12 protein-coding genes, 1 other RNA gene and 1 other annotated feature are annotated in these 16,677 nt (G+C 37.2%); of the genes, 10 read left to right on the top strand and 3 right to left on the bottom strand.

Going from position 1 to position 16,677, the window contains the following annotated elements; all coding sequences use genetic code 11:
- The first annotated feature begins 42 nt into the window (after window positions 1–42).
- The 6 genes from secDF to dtd all read left to right on the top strand — a co-directional run bounded on the left by secDF (window position 43) and on the right by dtd (window position 9,244).
- Complete coding sequence (secDF, locus tag CUC15_RS11860) at window positions 43–2,298, top strand: protein translocase subunit SecDF (protein WP_114916858.1); 2,256 nt, start codon at window positions 43–45, stop codon at window positions 2,296–2,298.
- 128 nt (window positions 2,299–2,426) lie between these two features.
- Complete coding sequence (locus CUC15_RS11855; RefSeq protein ID WP_114916857.1) at window positions 2,427–2,741, top strand: LapA family protein; 315 nt, start codon at window positions 2,427–2,429, stop codon at window positions 2,739–2,741.
- Between the two features lie 108 nt (window positions 2,742–2,849).
- The gene (recJ, locus tag CUC15_RS11850; protein WP_114916856.1) at window positions 2,850–5,162 is read left to right on the top strand and encodes a single-stranded-DNA-specific exonuclease RecJ; all 2,313 of its coding nucleotides are present in this window, start codon (window positions 2,850–2,852) and stop codon (window positions 5,160–5,162) included.
- Window positions 5,152–5,664 (top strand): adenine phosphoribosyltransferase, encoded by a 513-nt coding sequence (locus tag CUC15_RS11845; RefSeq protein WP_114916855.1) that lies wholly within the window; start codon window positions 5,152–5,154, stop codon window positions 5,662–5,664. Before recJ ends, CUC15_RS11845 begins: the two co-directional genes overlap by 11 nt.
- A gap of 493 nt (window positions 5,665–6,157) precedes the next feature.
- On the top strand, window positions 6,158–8,359 hold the full coding sequence (locus CUC15_RS11840) for a RelA/SpoT family protein (RefSeq protein WP_114916854.1): 2,202 nt from the start codon (window positions 6,158–6,160) through the stop codon (window positions 8,357–8,359).
- Between the two features lie 438 nt (window positions 8,360–8,797).
- Window positions 8,798–9,244: a D-aminoacyl-tRNA deacylase gene (dtd, locus tag CUC15_RS11835; RefSeq protein ID WP_114916853.1), complete on the top strand. Its 447-nt coding sequence runs from the start codon at window positions 8,798–8,800 to the stop codon at window positions 9,242–9,244.
- 83 nt (window positions 9,245–9,327) lie between these two features.
- On the opposite strand, the gene CUC15_RS11830 is transcribed toward dtd, so the two are convergent.
- Complete coding sequence (locus CUC15_RS11830; RefSeq protein WP_162800311.1) at window positions 9,328–10,371, bottom strand: N-acetylmuramoyl-L-alanine amidase family protein; 1,044 nt, start codon at window positions 10,369–10,371, stop codon at window positions 9,328–9,330.
- Between the two features lie 105 nt (window positions 10,372–10,476).
- On the opposite strand from CUC15_RS11830, the gene CUC15_RS20270 reads away from it, so the two are divergent.
- From CUC15_RS20270 to ssrS, 4 genes are all read left to right on the top strand, one after another.
- Window positions 10,477–10,650, top strand: coding sequence for a hypothetical protein (locus tag CUC15_RS20270; protein ID WP_205317602.1), 174 nt, complete (start codon window positions 10,477–10,479; stop codon window positions 10,648–10,650).
- 83 nt (window positions 10,651–10,733) lie between these two features.
- Window positions 10,734–10,950, top strand: a binding site (T-box leader).
- 99 nt (window positions 10,951–11,049) lie between these two features.
- Window positions 11,050–12,336 carry a histidine--tRNA ligase gene (hisS, locus tag CUC15_RS11825; protein ID WP_114916851.1) on the top strand — a complete coding sequence of 429 codons (1,287 nt, stop codon included), beginning with the start codon at window positions 11,050–11,052 and terminating at the stop codon, window positions 12,334–12,336.
- Window positions 12,333–14,102, top strand: coding sequence for an aspartate--tRNA ligase (gene aspS / locus CUC15_RS11820; protein ID WP_114916850.1), 1,770 nt, complete (start codon window positions 12,333–12,335; stop codon window positions 14,100–14,102). The genes hisS and aspS overlap by 4 nt, the downstream gene beginning before the upstream one ends.
- Window positions 14,103–14,213: 111 nt before the next feature.
- Window positions 14,214–14,406, top strand: a non-coding RNA gene (gene ssrS / locus CUC15_RS11815) — 6S RNA.
- Between the two features lie 142 nt (window positions 14,407–14,548).
- On the opposite strand, the gene CUC15_RS11810 is transcribed toward ssrS, so the two are convergent.
- Together CUC15_RS11810 and CUC15_RS11805 are read right to left on the bottom strand one after the other, a co-directional pair.
- A complete protein-coding gene (locus CUC15_RS11810) occupies window positions 14,549–15,223 on the bottom strand; it encodes an RsfA family transcriptional regulator (RefSeq protein WP_114916849.1) in 675 nt (224 codons plus the stop codon).
- A gap of 168 nt (window positions 15,224–15,391) precedes the next feature.
- Window positions 15,392–16,675, bottom strand: coding sequence for a replication-associated recombination protein A (locus CUC15_RS11805; RefSeq protein ID WP_114916848.1), 1,284 nt, complete (start codon window positions 16,673–16,675; stop codon window positions 15,392–15,394).
- Window positions 16,676–16,677 lie beyond the last annotated feature (2 nt).

The following is a 16,677-nucleotide window of genomic DNA, read 5'->3' as shown; positions in this document are numbered from 1 at the left end:
ATACATATATTACCCGAAGATTTAAGGGAGGATTATCATTATATGAAAAGCAGAGGAAGAATTATTGCTTTTTTCCTAATTGTACTAGTGTTTTTAGGAACAATTGGAATATCAGTAACAGGCATCGCAAAAAACATCAATTTAGGCTTAGATTTACAAGGTGGATTTGAAGTGTTATATGAAGTAACACCTGTAGATGAAAGTCAGGAGGTTACTAAGTCTCTATTAGAAGGTACGGTTCAGACATTAAATGACCGTGTCAATCGATTAGGGATCAGTGAAGCGGTAATCAATATAGAGGGAGAAAATCGAATACGTGTTGAGCTTGCAGGCGTGGACAATCAGGCAGACGCAAGAGACATGCTTGCAACTTCAGCACAGCTTTCTTTCCGCGATGTAAATGATAATGAATTACTAAATGGACTTGATGTTAAGGAAGGTGCTGCATCACAGGATTTTGATCCGAACACCAATGCACCAATCGTTTCACTGCAATTGAAGGATGCATCGAAATTTGCAGAAGTTACTAGTAAAATTGCTGCGATGGGCGAACCAAATAATCTTCTTGTTATCTGGATGGACTATCAAGAGGGAGATTCATTTGCGGAGGAAGTAACAAAAGCAGAGCCGAAATTTGTTTCTGCGCCTCGGGTATCAGAAACGCTAAATACATCCAATGTTATGATTAGTGGTAATTTCACAGTCGAGTCAGCAAAACAATTAGCAGATATCATTAACTCTGGATCACTTCCAGTACATATGACAGAAATCTACTCCAATTCCGTCGGTGCCCAGTTCGGGGAAAAAGCACTTGATCAAACAATGGCTGCAGGTGCAATTGGAATAGTATTTATTTTTATATTTATGCTTATTGTGTATCGATTCCCAGGCTTGATCGCGGTTATTAATTTAATTTTCTACGTATACTTAGTATTATTAGTTTACGAGTTAATGAATGGGGTCTTAACGCTGTCTGGAATTGCCGGGTTAATCCTCGGGGTCGGAATGGCTGTAGATGCTAACGTTATTACTTTTGAGCGAATTAAAGAGGAACTCCGACTTGGGAAATCGGTTAAATCTTCCTTTAATGCGGGCTCTAAAAGTTCCTTCTCTGCAATTCTAGATTCAAATATAACATCATTAATTGCTGCAGGAGTACTATTTATCTTTGGGACAAGCTCTGTTAAAGGATTCGCAACGATGTTAATTATTAGTATCCTCGTAAGCTTTATTACGAATATTTACGGATCTAGATTACTGTTAGGATTATGGGTAAAGAGTGGATTCTTAAATAAACGAAAAAGCTGGTTTGCTGTAAAACAGAAAGACATTCGAGATATTGCCGATACAAGTGTAGTCGAGCCAAAAGTATTCAATCGTACATGGAATATTACCAAGCATCGGAAGAAATTCTTCTCTGTTACTATGATTATGATTATTGTTGGTGCAATATCAGTAGCGTTCCTGCAATTTAATCCAGGTGTTGATTTTACAAGTGGTTCAAGAATCGAAGTTGTATCAGATTCTAGTATTACTGCTGAAGAAGTGGAAGCTGGATTCCAGGAACTCTCATTAGAGCCAGAATCGATTGTATTATCTGGAGATAATAACGATATTGCTGTTACTCGCTTTTCTACCGTACTTTCAGACGCGGAAGTAGCAGAGGTACAACATTATTTTAACGAAAAATATGGAAACGCCCCAACGGTTAGTGTTGTTTCACCAATTGTTGGTCAAGAACTAGTTAAAAATGCAATTTATGCTGTTGCAATTGCTGCAGTATTCATGATTATCTACGTAACGATTCGATTTGAATTTTATTCAGCTGTTACATCAGTTATTACTTTGATTCATGATGCCTTTATTATACTAGCGGTATTCAGTATTACCCAGTTGGAATTTGATTTAATTATCGTCTCTGCAATTCTTACGATTGTCGGAAATACGATTAATAATACTGTTGTAATCTTTGACAGACTCAGAGAGAATATCCGGAATGAAAAACGAATTACAACATTTAAGCAATTAGAGGCAGTCGTTAATCGCAGTGTCGTCCAATCGATTACGAGAACGATGAATACTGCTATTACTACAATCTTTGGTGTTGTTGTCTTTCTATTTGTAGGTGCACCGGCAATTACCGGTTTTGCATTTGCCATGCTGATTGGTCTTGTTATTGGTGTCTACTCGTCCCTATTTGTCGCACCACAGTTATGGCTGATTTGGCGAGGTAAAACCATTCAAAGTAATCCAATCGAATATAAGGTTAAGAAACGGATTGATGGTCCACAAGTTTAAACAGATGGCTCCTTGTTATGATAAAAGCGTGACAAGGGGTTATCTTTTTGTTTAAATAGAAAAGATATTACCCAACAACAATTAAAATATGTCTCTATAAAGGAAGTTGAAGAAATGGAGGAAGCCCAATGAAAGGTCAAACCTATGTTATTTTAGCGATTATTTTAGTTATAGTAGTAGCAGTATTCGCTGTGATGAACGTAGAATCAGTAGAAGTGGATTATCTTTTCTGGTCTGGAGAATCTCCACTAATTCTAGTGATTTTGTTTTCTGTATTAATGGGTGGAATTATTACTGCAGCAGCAGGAATTGTAAAAGTTTATCAGTTGCAAAAAACAATTAAGATGTTAAAACTGAAAAATGAACAAATGAGTAAACAGTTAGAGGACAATGGAATTAAAATAATGGGTGAAGACTCTACAGAAATTGAGAATAAAGGTTAATTTCAAAATGAAATGACCTGTATTTAGCGTTCTTTAAATTTTTTAACAATATATTCATTTGCTACCCCTGATACTCTCTAGTATAATAGATAGGTCAGGGGTGAATTTATGTTACAAAGTAAAGCAAATTGGCAATTTAAGCAATTAGGGAATAATAAAAGATTAATAAATGAACTTACAGGGATAACGCCAGTAGTAGGGGAACTCCTTGTTCAAAGAGGTATTACGACTGCGGAAGCAGCAAATCAATTTCTATCACCTGATATTAAAAATCTACATAATCCAATAAATATTACTTCGATTGAAAAAGCAGCAGAACGTGTGAAACAAGCGATTTCAATGAACGAAAAAATTCTTGTTTTTGGTGATTACGATGCCGATGGAGTAAGCTCAACAACCGTGATGCTAAAGGCATTGGAGGAGCTTGGGGCAGATTGTGATTATTATATTCCAAATCGATTCACAGAAGGATATGGGCCAAATGAAGCAGCATTTCGAGAGGCACAAAAGAATGGCTATAAAGTCATCATTACGGTGGATAACGGAATTGCAGCAGTACATGAAGCTAGTATCGCTAAGCAGTTAGGAATTGATTTAATCATTACGGATCACCATGAAGTTCAAACTGAATTACCTGATGCATATGCAATTCTTCATCCGAAATGCTCACCAGATTACCCGTTTGATGAGCTTGCTGGTGTAGGAGTTGCTTTTAAATTTGCTGAACAATTACTAGGGTATTTTCCGAAACATTTACTAGATCTTGTTGCAATTGGAACAATAGCCGATATGGTACCATTAGTAGATGAAAATCGGATTTTCGCGTATTATGGACTACATGCGCTTACAATTACAAAAAACCCCGGAATTAGAGCATTAAAGGCAGTTTGTAAGATTGAGGGAAATGTAACTGAAGAAGATGTAGGCTTTTTAATTGGTCCAAGATTAAATGCTGTAGGAAGATTACAGGACGCGGATCTGGCAGTTCAGCTTCTTATGACAGATGATCCTATATTAGCAGAAGAAATGGCTGCAGAAGTACAAGGAATCAATGTTCGACGACAGGAAATTGTTAACCAAATAGTTAAAGAAGCAGATGCAATGGTTAATGGCAAGCCAGACGGTGTCATTATCGTCGCAAAAGCTGGATGGAATGAAGGTGTGCTAGGAATTGTTGCATCTAAACTTGTCCGTAAATATGATCGACCAGCTATCGTTTTAACGGAGAAACAAGGAACTGGTGAGGTGAAGGGCTCTGCACGTAGTATTCCTGCCTTCGATTTGTTTAAGAATTGTATGAAGATACGAGAATTATTCACTCATTTTGGTGGACATTCCCAGGCAGCAGGGATGACAATGCCTGCAGAAAATGTTGCCCTTATCCAAGAAAATCTAAATGAATTTATTCATGAAGAGCTTACGGAAGATGATTTTAAGCAAGCAATCGAAATAAACGCTATGCTGCAGCTTACGGACGTAAATGAAGTACTTGTTGACGAAATTAATCGATTAGCACCCTTTGGTATGAATAATCCAAAGCCAGTATTTGCCATTAAAGAGATACCTGCTGATGCACGGCAAATTGGGGCGAAGAAAAACCATCTGAAATTACTATTCAAAGAAGATGATGTTCAGGTGGAGGGAATTGGATTTAGCATGGGAGACCTGCATGCTTACATTACTCCGCATACACCGCTAACTGTGGTCGGTGAATTGGGAATTAATGAGTGGAATGGCAATAGAAAGGCACAGATAGTGCTGCAGGATATGAAGATAGACGATTGGCAATTATATGATCAAAGAGGGAAAAAGAAAACAGAGCTTTTACCTCATCCAAACGAAGTAGTTGTCGTATTAGCAAATGAAGCACAGCCCGTCCATCTGAATGCATCTCAAATTACTTATGAAACGGATATAGCGGAGTTGCAGAAGATAGATGTATTATATATTTATGATTTACCTACGAATGAAGACCGTTTAAAGGAAATCATTCAAAAAACAGAACCAAAGAATATTCATGCATGCTTCACAATCGAGAACAGCACCTATTTAACTGCCTTTCCAACGAGAGAGGAATTTATATGGTTCTATGCGTTAGTTCGAAAACGAAAGATGATCGATTTGAAACAGGAAATGCAAATAATTATGAATGCAAAGGGTTGGACGAAAGAACGAATCATCTTTATTTCAAAGGTGTTTTTCGAATTGGGATTTGTTAAAATAGAAAATGGTGTGGTACATGTTAATTCAAACCCAGTTAAAAAGGATTTAAGTGAATCACCATCTTATCAAGAGCGCTTAAATCAAATTCAAATAGAAAAAGACTTGTACTATTCAAATTATGAACAATTAAAAAGCTGGTTTGAAAATTGTATGAATCGTGTTGAAAGACCTAAGGAGGAAGTAACAAATGGATTATAATCAATATATTGAAATAGTAAAAGACTATCCGAAAGAAGGCATTAGCTTTAAAGATATTACCCCACTAATGAATGATGGAAAGGCATTTAAATCTGCAGTGGATGAAATCGTTGAATTTGCTAAAGAAAAGAAAATTGATATTGTTGTCGGACCTGAGGCGCGTGGATTTATTGTCGGCTGCCCGGTTTCTTATGCACTAGAGGTTGGTTTCGCCCCTGTAAGAAAAGAAGGAAAGCTGCCACGTGAAGTGATTAAGGTAGATTATGGTTTAGAATACGGGCAGAACGTATTAACAATTCATAAGGATGCAATTAAACCTGGACAACGAGTACTAATTACCGATGATTTACTGGCAACAGGTGGTACGATTGAAGCAACGATTAAATTAGTTGAGCAATTAGGCGGTATAGTAGTTGGCTGTGCATTCCTAGTTGAACTTGGCTACCTGGACGGAATGGAAAAACTAAAGGATTATGATGTGCTAACATTACTCAGCTATTAATAATCAGATTAAGAAAGGTCTGGCGAAAGTCAGGCCTATTATTATAGAATAGGAAAGTATTAAAATTTTCCTACCATGACTCTTTTGACAAGTTTGGCCGCGTCCAGCTCCAGCGCCCAGCGACTAGCGAGACTTCCCTCACCTCCGTACGATAAAGAAGACTTGCCGATTGGTGAAACCAGAGGCTTAGTCGCACTTATACCCTTGGGTGAAAGTCAACATCGATTCGCATACGCTCATCGTGTTTCCTTTATCTCCTACGGCCTAAAGGCCTGGGAGTACGTCGCTAAACGGGCGCTTGCGCTTTTATTATAATTCAAATATTAGTTAGAAATTTAAACAAATTCAAGTTATAAATGGACATGTAAATAATAAAAGCATATAATTGAAAATATTTAACGAGTGCATTTATTTGTCCTAAAACGGGAAAAATATGTAAATTCGACAATTGTCTACATTAATAATATATCAAGATACAAAATTAGGTGATTATATGGCAAAAGATGAAATCATAACGATTGAAAACATCATACAGCTTGCAAGCAAATATCTAATTGCAGAGGATATTGCGTTTATTCAACGTGCATATGATTTTGCAAAGGATGCTCATAGTGAGCAATTTAGAAAGTCCGGAGAACCTTATATTATTCACCCGGTACAAGTGGCTGGTATTCTTACAAATTTAGAAATGGACGCCGAAACGATTGCTGGTGGATTTTTACATGATGTCGTCGAAGATACCGATGTTACATTAAAAGATTTAGAAGAAGTGTTTAATCCTGAAGTCGCAATGCTCGTTGATGGTGTAACTAAATTAGGGAAAATTAAATATAAATCGAAAGAACTATTGCAAGCAGAAAATCACCGTAAAATGTTTGTTGCTATGGCGAAGGATATTCGTGTTATTTTAATTAAACTAGCAGATCGTTTGCATAATATGCGTACATTAAAACACTTACCACCTGAAAAGCAACGTCGAATTTCAAACGAAACACTCGAAATATTTGCCCCATTAGCACATCGTTTAGGTATTTCTACAATAAAATGGGAATTAGAGGATACTGCATTACGATACTTAAATCCACAGCAATATTACCGCATTGTGCAATTAATGAAGCAAAAACGAGAAGAAAGAGAATCGTATATTAAGGGAGTCGTTGAGGAGCTAAATATACAGTTTGATGAAGTAAAAATTGGTGCTGAAATATCAGGGAGACCAAAGCATCTTTACAGTATTTATCAAAAGATGGTGAAGCAAAATAAGCAGTTTAACGAAATATACGATTTACTAGCTATACGGATTATCGTAAATAGTATTAAAGACTGCTATGCGGTACTTGGAATCATTCATACAAACTGGAAACCAATGCCGGGCAGGTTTAAAGATTATATAGCAATGCCAAAGCAGAATTTATACCAATCTTTGCATACCACAGTAATTGGTCCAAAAGGGGACCCATTAGAGGTACAAATTAGAACAAAAGAAATGCATGAAATTGCTGAATATGGAATTGCAGCTCACTGGGCCTATAAGGAAGGCAAACAGGTTAAAGGTGGAAAAAAATCGTTTGAAGAAAAACTTACATGGTTCCGAGAAATCCTTGAATGGCAAACAGATTCCCATGATGCCGAAGAGTTTATAGAATCATTAAAGGTCGATTTATTTTCAGATATGGTATATGTTTTTACACCTAAAGGCGATGTAATTGAGCTTCCAGCTGGATCGATACCCCTTGATTTTGCCTATAAAATCCATACGGAAATAGGGAATAAAACAATTGGTGCAAAGATAAATGGAAAAATGGAGCCGCTAGACTATACGTTGAAAAACGGCGATATTATTGAAGTTGTAACCTCTAACCACTCCTATGGCCCTTCTCAGGATTGGTTAAAAATGACGCAAACGACACAAGCAAAAAGTAAAATAAAGCAATACTTTAAAAAGCAACGAAGAGAAGAAAATATTGTTAAAGGTAAAGAAGCTGTAGAAAAAGAAATACGTGCTTTAAACATTGATCCAAAAGAAGTGCTAACAGCAGATAATATGCAGCGGATTTTTGACCGATTTAATTTTGCTGGAGAAGATGATATGTTTGCCGCTGTTGGCTATCAAGGAATTACAGCAGCTTTAATTGCTACAAGGCTAACAGACAAAGTCCGTCAATCACAGCAAAAAGAACAGGATCTGGAGAAAACCATTGAAGAGGTTAAAACGGATGTAAGTCAAAATAAGCCTCAGAAACGTGATTCTGGTGTACAAGTTAAAGGTGTCGATAATTTACTAATTCGTTTAGCAAAATGCTGCAATCCGGTGCCAGGAGACGAAATCCTTGGTTATATTACAAAGGGCAGAGGTGTGTCTGTTCATCGAGCTGATTGCCCGAATGTCCAAACAGAGGAAGCTAAAGAACGATATTTACAAGTAGAATGGGAAAATGTCCAAACCGATAATCTACAGTACCATGTTGATTTAGAAGTAACTGCATTTGACCGCCGAGGATTACTCAACGAGGTGTTACAAGCAGTAACGGAAATGAAGACGAACTTGACGCATGTAAATGGTAAATCGGATCGGAATAAAATGGCAATTATCCAGATTACGATTCTTATTCACAACAAAGGCCATCTACGCAAAGTCGTCGAGCGTATTAAGCAAATCAAAGACGTATATTCAGTGACGAGAACAGTACATTAAACTCATTAGGCTTATTTCGTAGAGATTGCTATTATTTATATAAACTATGGACTAACCTAGTTAAGAGATTTCTCCCAGGCCTCTCGCTCCAGAAATACACTTAGCTTTCCGCGGGGGCTGGCGAGCCCTCTTGTGCTGCGCACTTCGAAGTCTCGCCAAGGCCCTTCCTCCCGCAGGAGTCTTCGTGTATTTCTTCCGCAGGGGATAGGACTGAATATAGAGACATAAGGGTTACTTACCCACTAACTATCGTAATTTATTTATCGAAGGAATAAATATACTGTGAATAGCAACAACTGTCCAGATCTAAAATTACAATTTTCATTAGTTAAAAGTTTATATCGACTATGAATATCAATAATTTCACTTGATAAAGTAACTATCTTCTATCAAACAGCAATTAAGTAAGAAGATTTCGCAATAAGGAGCTAATATTAAATGAAAGCAGTAATTCAACGAGCAAGAGATGCTAGTGTTACCGTAGACAAAGAAATAATCGGAAAAATTAACGATGGATTCGTAGTTCTTCTTGGTGTAACTCATGAAGATACTATTGAAGATGTAACATATTTAGTGAACAAAATCATTCATTTACGAATTTTTGAGGATGAAAATGAAAAAATGAACCATTCCTTACTTGATGTAGGTGGCAGTATATTGTCGATTTCACAGTTTACACTGTATGGAGATACACGGAAAGGGAGAAGACCTAACTTTATGCAAGCTGCAAAACCTGATTATGCCAATGAATTATATGAGACGTTTAATAAGATGGTAAGAGAAGCTGGGATAAAGGTGGAAACTGGGAAATTCGGTGCAATGATGGATGTTCAATTTACAAATGTTGGACCAGTAACACTAATTATTGATACTAAGGAAAAATAAACAGGAATGAGATGGAATCTGGTACCTTCTCATTCCTGTTATTTATTTTTAGACTCATTTCTAAATTAGGAAGCAGACTTACTTTATTGCTCAGAGAAATATTTTCCTAATCCTTCAACAATGCCAGATACTAATTTCCTTTGATATACAGTAGTTTGCAGTTGAGCTTCCTTCTCTTTATTGGAGATAAATCCTAGTTCAACCAATACTGCTGGCTTCAGTGTCTGTCTAATTACATAAAAATTGCCTTGACTTGACCCGCGATCTTCATTGTTTGTGGCATTTATTATTCCTTGTTGAATATAAGATGCAAGACTCTCGTACTGATCATAATAATAATAGGTTTCCACTCCAGATACGGTAGGTTGCTCAGGGAAGCTATTATAATGAAGGCTAACAAAAGCGTCTGTATCTTCGTAGTTTGCATAGCTTGATCGACTAGCAAGGGAAATAAATTCATCCTCTGGCCTCGTTAACAGGACATTTGCGCCAAGAGAGGAAAGCTCTTTTTCTAATTCTCTGGCTGTAAAAAAAGCAAAATCTTTTTCATAAGTTCCAGTTGCTCCGATTGCACCGACATCGTGACCTCCATGACCTGCATCAATGACGATCGTTTTGTTCTGAAAACTTAGGTTCCCTGAAGCTTCTTTCTGATTAAGCAAGGATTTGAATAAATATCCTGTTTGTTTATCATTGCTTATTTCATACCAATTACCTGATTCAGAAATAACATCATATTTTGTGTCTTTTTTTGCTAGATGGGCAATATCGTATGATGTTGCAGGACCATCCCGTAACGGGGTGTTATCATGCTGAATAGTAATCGACTTTATAGTGCCCTCTGCCTTCGTCTCTGCTTTCTCTCCATCTATCGTAATATATTCTGACGTTACCCAGCCAGTTCCAGATTCTAATTGAATTTCTACCCATTCCTTTTGCTGCTGAACAATAGGATATGTTTCGCCAGCACTAGCTTGCCCTACAGTATCATACGCTGTTCCGGGACCACTACGTATATTTAAATTATCTTCATTAATTAACGCTTTCTCAGCTTGTACATCATGTGAAAACAACATTGTAATCATGACCACACTAAGAAATAGAACCATATATCGTTTTAACTTCAAAAAAAATCCTCCCAACCAAAAATAAAACATTATATCCAGTATAATAAAGATTCTCTTTTTAGGCAAAGCTAGAGGTAGAAGCACGTATTAAAGGAGGACTCGATTTTGCGCTTACAAGATAAACATTGGAATTCAGTGAACGACAAAGACATATTCGGTGTAAATCTCCACCAATTTATGGAACTATCCGACCAGGCGAATCATTTGGAAATAGCTGAAGAATTGGGAATTTCTATCGGCGAAGTAAAAAGCTTGAAGAAAAAAATAAATCGAACTTGACTTTCCTAGCCGCTTTAGATTAATATATAGACAATCCAGTTACATGACTAAAGTAATAATGAATTAAAAATTAATGTTAATACAATAAACCGTTGAGGGAAAAAGTAATTAGAACCCAAATGCAAAGAGAGTAGATGTGATTGCTGAGAGCGTCTATGCAGGATGGCCTAATGAAAGACGATCCTTAGGATTTATATCGAAATGTAGTAGGTATAAACGTTTTGCAGGCGTTAACTGTGTAGAGCGGGTACTGATAGGTATCAACTAGGGTGGCAACGCGGGTAAACTCTCGTCCCTTCTTAAGGGATGAGGGTTTTTTTGTGTTCACAAATAGAAATGAATCAAGCTATTAGGTTTTAGTTTTATGTAAATTAAAGTTAGACTTGGGAGGTATTCGACATGAGTTTAAAAGCGCCAAGAGGTACAGTTGATATATTGCCAAAAGATGCGAGAAAATGGCAATATGTAGAATCGAAAATAAAAAGTATTTGTGAAAGATTTCATTTTGAAGAAATCCGCACACCATTATTTGAACATACAGAGGTATTTCAGCGTGGTGTGGGTGATTCAACTGATATTGTCCAAAAAGAGATGTATACCTTTGAGGATCGTGGTGGAAGAAGCTTAACACTTAGACCAGAAGGAACGGCAGCTGTTTCCAGAGCTTACGTTGAAAATAAGTTATTCGGTGAGCCAAATCAGCCTGTAAAGTTATTTTATTTTGCACAAATGTTTCGTTATGAACGTCCCCAAAAAGGAAGAATGCGGCAGTTAAATCAATTTGGTGTTGAAGTATTAGGAAGTGCGGATCCAGCAATTGATGCAGAAGTGATTGACTTAGCGATGACGAGTTATCGTGCACTGGGACTAAAATCCTTGAAATTAGTTATTAATTCGTTAGGAGATAAGGAAAGTCGAGATAATCACCGCAGGGCGTTAGTCGAACACTTTACTCCTCATAAAGAGGAATTATGTGCCGACTGCCAGTTAAGATTAACACAAAATCCTTTACGTGTATTGGATTGTAAAAAGGATAAAGATCATCCGGCAATGAAAACTGCTCCATCGATTTTAGATTATTTAAATGAGGAATCGAAGGAATATTTTGCAAAGGTGAAGGATTATCTTACTGCAATGGACATTGAATATGTCGTTGATCCTAATTTAGTTCGAGGTCTTGATTACTACAACCATACTGCGTTCGAAATTATGAGTGAGGCAGAAGGTTTCGGTGCAATCACAACGCTTGCTGGTGGCGGGCGCTATAATGGGCTGATTGAAGAGCTGGGAGGTCCGAACACACCTGGAATTGGCTTTGGTATGGGACTTGAGCGATTGCTTATGGCGCTAGAAGCGGAGAATATTGAAATTCCAATACAGGATAGACTTGATTGCTTCCTAGTAGCATTAGGGGATGAAACAGAAAGAGAAGCGGTTAGAATCGTCCATGAATTACGTGCAAATGGTATTCAGGTTGATAAAGATTATCAAGATCGCAAAATGAAAGGCCAATTTAAAGCTGCTGACCGATACAAGGCAAAGCTCGTTCTTATATTAGGTGAGGAAGAAATTAAGAAGCAAGTCGTAATGCTGAAGCAAATGGATACAGGTGAGCAGGTAGAGGTACCTTTAGCACAGTTAGCAGAAACAGTACAAGTAAAACTTCAGGGAGGCAGCGAAAAATGAGTGAGAGAATTTTAGCAGGCACACTTACAGAAACGAATATTGATCAAGAAGTTTTACTTAAAGGTTGGGTACAAAAACGTCGAGATTTAGGTGGATTAATTTTTATTGATCTTCGTGATAAGTCAGGACTTATACAAATTGTCTTCAATCCAGATAATTCAAAAGAAGCTTTAGAAATTGCTGAGAAAATTCGATCTGAGTATGTTGTTGAAATTAGTGGGGTAGTTGTATCACGTGATGAATCAACGATTAATCCATTAATGGAGACTGGTAAGATTGAGGTTATGGCTTCAGCAATTTCGATATTAAACACGTCAAAAACACCACCGTTCGCAATCCAAGATGAGACGGAAGTATCTGAAGATTTAAGACTTAAATATCGTTATTTAGACTTGAGAAGAGCACCATTACAGGAGACCTTTAAGCTTCGTCATAAGACAACACAAGCAATCCATAAGTTTTTAGATAATGAAGGATTTTTAGAAATGGAAACACCAATCTTAACTAAAAGTACACCAGAGGGTGCGAGAGATTATTTAGTACCGAGTCGTGTACACCCCGGTGAATTCTATGCTTTACCACAGTCGCCGCAATTATTTAAGCAGTTAATTATGATGAGTGGCTTTGAAAAATATTACCAAATTGCTCGTTGTTTCCGTGATGAGGACTTACGTGCAGACCGCCAGCCGGAATTTACACAAATCGACATCGAAACATCATTTATGACGAGTGACGAAATTATGGAAATGACAGAAAGAATGATGCAACAGGTAGTCAAAGAAGTGAAGCAATTTGATATCGAATTACCACTTCCAAGAATGCCTTATGACGAAGCGATGGACCGCTTTGGTTCGGATAAACCAGATACAAGATTTGGACTTGAGCTTATTCATGTTTCCGATATATTGGCGAAATCTACGTTTAAAGTTTTCCAAGGCGCAATTGAATCCGGCGGCAGGGTTGCATTATTAAACGTAAAGGGCGAGGCAGCAAACTTCTCTCGTAAAGATATTGATAAGCTAACCGATTTCGTTAAAGTATATAATGCAAAAGGACTTGCATGGTTAAAAGTTGAAGGTGATGAATTAAAAGGTCCGATTGCTAAATTCATTACGGAAGAAGAAAAACAAGGATTAGTAACACGTGCTGATGCTGCTGATGGCGACTTATTATTATTTGTAGCAGATAAGAATGCGGTTGTTTATGATAGTTTAGGAGCGCTTCGTTTAAAACTAGGAAAACAATTAAACCTAATCGATGAATCTAAATTTAATTTCCTATGGGTAACAGACTGGCCTTTACTCGAATATGATGAAGAGTTAGGAAGATACTTTGCTGCGCACCATCCATTTACATCTCCAGTTATTGGGGATATGGATAAATTAGAATCAGAGCCTGGAAGTGTTCGTGCAAACGCATATGACCTTGTGTTAAACGGATATGAATTAGGTGGGGGATCCATCCGTAATCATAAGAAGGAACAGCAGGATCAGATGTTTAAAGTATTAGGCTTCTCCGAGGAAGAAGCGAAAGAGCAATTTGGCTTCCTATTAGAAGCATTAGAATTCGGTGCACCACCACATGGAGGGGTAGCACTCGGATTAGACAGAATGATTATGCTGCTTGCTGGTAGAACAAATTTACGTGATACAATTCTATTCCCTAAAACTGCTTCTGCTTCTGATTTGTTAACGAATGCACCAAGCGAAGTAAGCAATGCACAATTGCAAGAACTAGCGATTCAATTAAATAAGAAAAATGACTAATTCCTTCATTTGAAATGTATATGAAAAAGAAAAAAATCAAAAATATATATTTGTAAATATTGAAAAAACGATTTTCATATGTTAAGATAAATTTACAAATAAATAAAGATGCTAATCCTGATGTGTTCGTTTATTAAAAGTAATTTGACCGAACAACTGTTTACTTGGGAGCTTCCTTAAATGGTTTTTATGGTGCATACATGCCCCTATCGCGGATGGGGAAGTATAATACACATAAAACACAGCACCCACCTGCCAAGAGCGGGATCAAAACTCAAAAATAGACGGCATAATCGGGACTTAGCGATACATAAAAAAACTGACTAAAGCTAGTCAGTTTTTTTGCTAGTAATAATAGTATGATAAAAAGTTACAACATAAGTACAAATAAGGCTGCACATTATTACATGCATTAATGATAGAACTACTAGATTACAATTTTGACCTTAATTTGAGCCCTGTGCCAGCTGTTGTAAGTTACCGTTTTTATCCATACGGAATGTTGGTGCTTTCATTGTTCCTTGATCATCAAGCACCGTCATTTTTCTAGCACGGTCCATAATTTGAATAAACGCTTGATAATCTTCTTGAATTGTAGAGAGTTGTGTTTCTGTTTCTGATAATTTTTTTTCTAGCTTGTTAATTTCTTCTTTTAATAACATATTCTCTTTATGGGCACTTTCTAATGATACTTTTGATTGATTGGAAGCATAGTAGTCTTTCTTTACCTCATGTAAAAACTGAATTACCATATCCATTGAGATCGCTGGTGCTGTCTCTTCAATTATTAACGTACTTTGCTCCTCTGTTTCGCTATATTCCTCGTAAGTAGATGTAGGTGGCAGCGAAATGATAGGATTCCTTGTTTTCTGTGCTTGTTTTGCAATTGCACGTTTCTTTTCTTTTCGTTGTCTTTTTGCTAAATCAATTGCACTATCATACTTCATCCTGACCTCGGCATTCCAACGAAATCCACAAGCAGCAGAGGTACGATTTAATTTGTCCCCAACTTCCTCGAATGCATTCAATTGTGTACTACCTTCGCGAATATGGCGCAAAACTGTTTCTGCTAATAATAAGTCATCTTCGTGTGACCATGCATCTTGTCTAACTTTTACCAATCCATTCAACTCCTTTTCCGTCGCGGCATCACTTAAGTTCTTCATATCTCTTGATTAACGAATAGTTGGAAACTACTATTCGAATGTATCAAGGGATTATCCTATCTATCTAGGTGAATAACCTATTTTGTACTTTCTCTACTAATATTGTTACCGCTTGGAATAGTTTTATACATGGTTGGCTTTATCTTTATTAATTTTTTCATACACTTGTTTGATAGCTTGCTCAAATTTCCCCGAGTTTTTAGGATTATAATAGTGTTTGTTTTTTATAGAGTCTGGCAAATATTGTTGGCTGATCCAGCCGCCTTCATAATCATGAGGATATTTATAATTGACCCCGCGTCCAAGATTGCTTGCGCCTTGGTAGTGGGAATCTTTAAGGTGTTGCGGTATTTCGCCAGCCTTACCACTGCGGATATCTGCTAAAGCTGCGTCGAGCGCTTTATAGGCAGTATTTGATTTTGGTGAAAGACATAATTCAATGATTGAAACACTTAGTGGTATTCGTGCTTCAGGGAAACCGAGTCTTTCAGCAGCTTGTATTGCTGCCAATGCGCGAGGACCTGCTTGCGGATTTGCAAGACCAATATCTTCATATGCAATAACTACCATCCTTCTTCCAATACTATCTAAATCTCCTGCCTCAATAAGCCGGCCTAAATAATGGAGCGCAGCATCTACATCACTCCCTCGGATTGATTTTTGAAATGCAGATAAGACATCATAATGTGCATCACCGTTTTTATCATGGGAAAAGCTTTTCTTTTGCATACATTCTTCCGCTGTTTCAAGGTCAATCACAACTTGATTATCTTGATTCTTAGGAGTAGAGGAGACGGCTAGTTCTAAGCCATTTAATGCTGAGCGCATATCTCCATTCGCAGTAGTTGAAAAGTGATCCAACGCTTCATCAGAAATGATTATATCTTGTTTGCCGTAACCTTCTTCTTCATCGTTGATTGCCCTTACTAATGCCATTTTTACATTATCTGGAGTTAATGCATGTAGCTCAAAGAGATGACAACGGCTACGAATTGCAGGGTTAATCGAATGATATGGATTACTTGTTGTACATCCGATTAAAGTGATTAAATCATTTTCTAAATGGGGAAGCAGAAAGTCTTGTTTAGCCTTATCTAAACGATGGACTTCATCCAAGATTAGTACAATATTTCCCATCATCTTCGCTTCTTCCACTACAATTTCCATATCTTTCTTTTTGTCTGTCACGGCGTTTAGCATTTTTACACGTAATCCCAAGCTTTTCGCTAATGCTGTTGCCATCGATGTCTTTCCAGTGCCCGGGGGACCAAAGAGAATCATGGAAGCAAGTTGTTCTGCTTGTACCATACGATTTAAAATTTTCCCTTCGCCAACAAGATGCTCTTGTCCAATGATTTCATTAATATGGGCAGGTCTCATTCGAAATGCGAGTGGTTTTAGTTTCATTT

This window comes from Oceanobacillus zhaokaii (genome assembly GCF_003352005.1).
In the GTDB taxonomy this organism is placed as follows: Bacteria; Bacillota; Bacilli; order Bacillales; family Amphibacillaceae; genus Oceanobacillus; species Oceanobacillus zhaokaii.
This window is presented reverse-complemented; position numbering and strand designations above follow the sequence as displayed.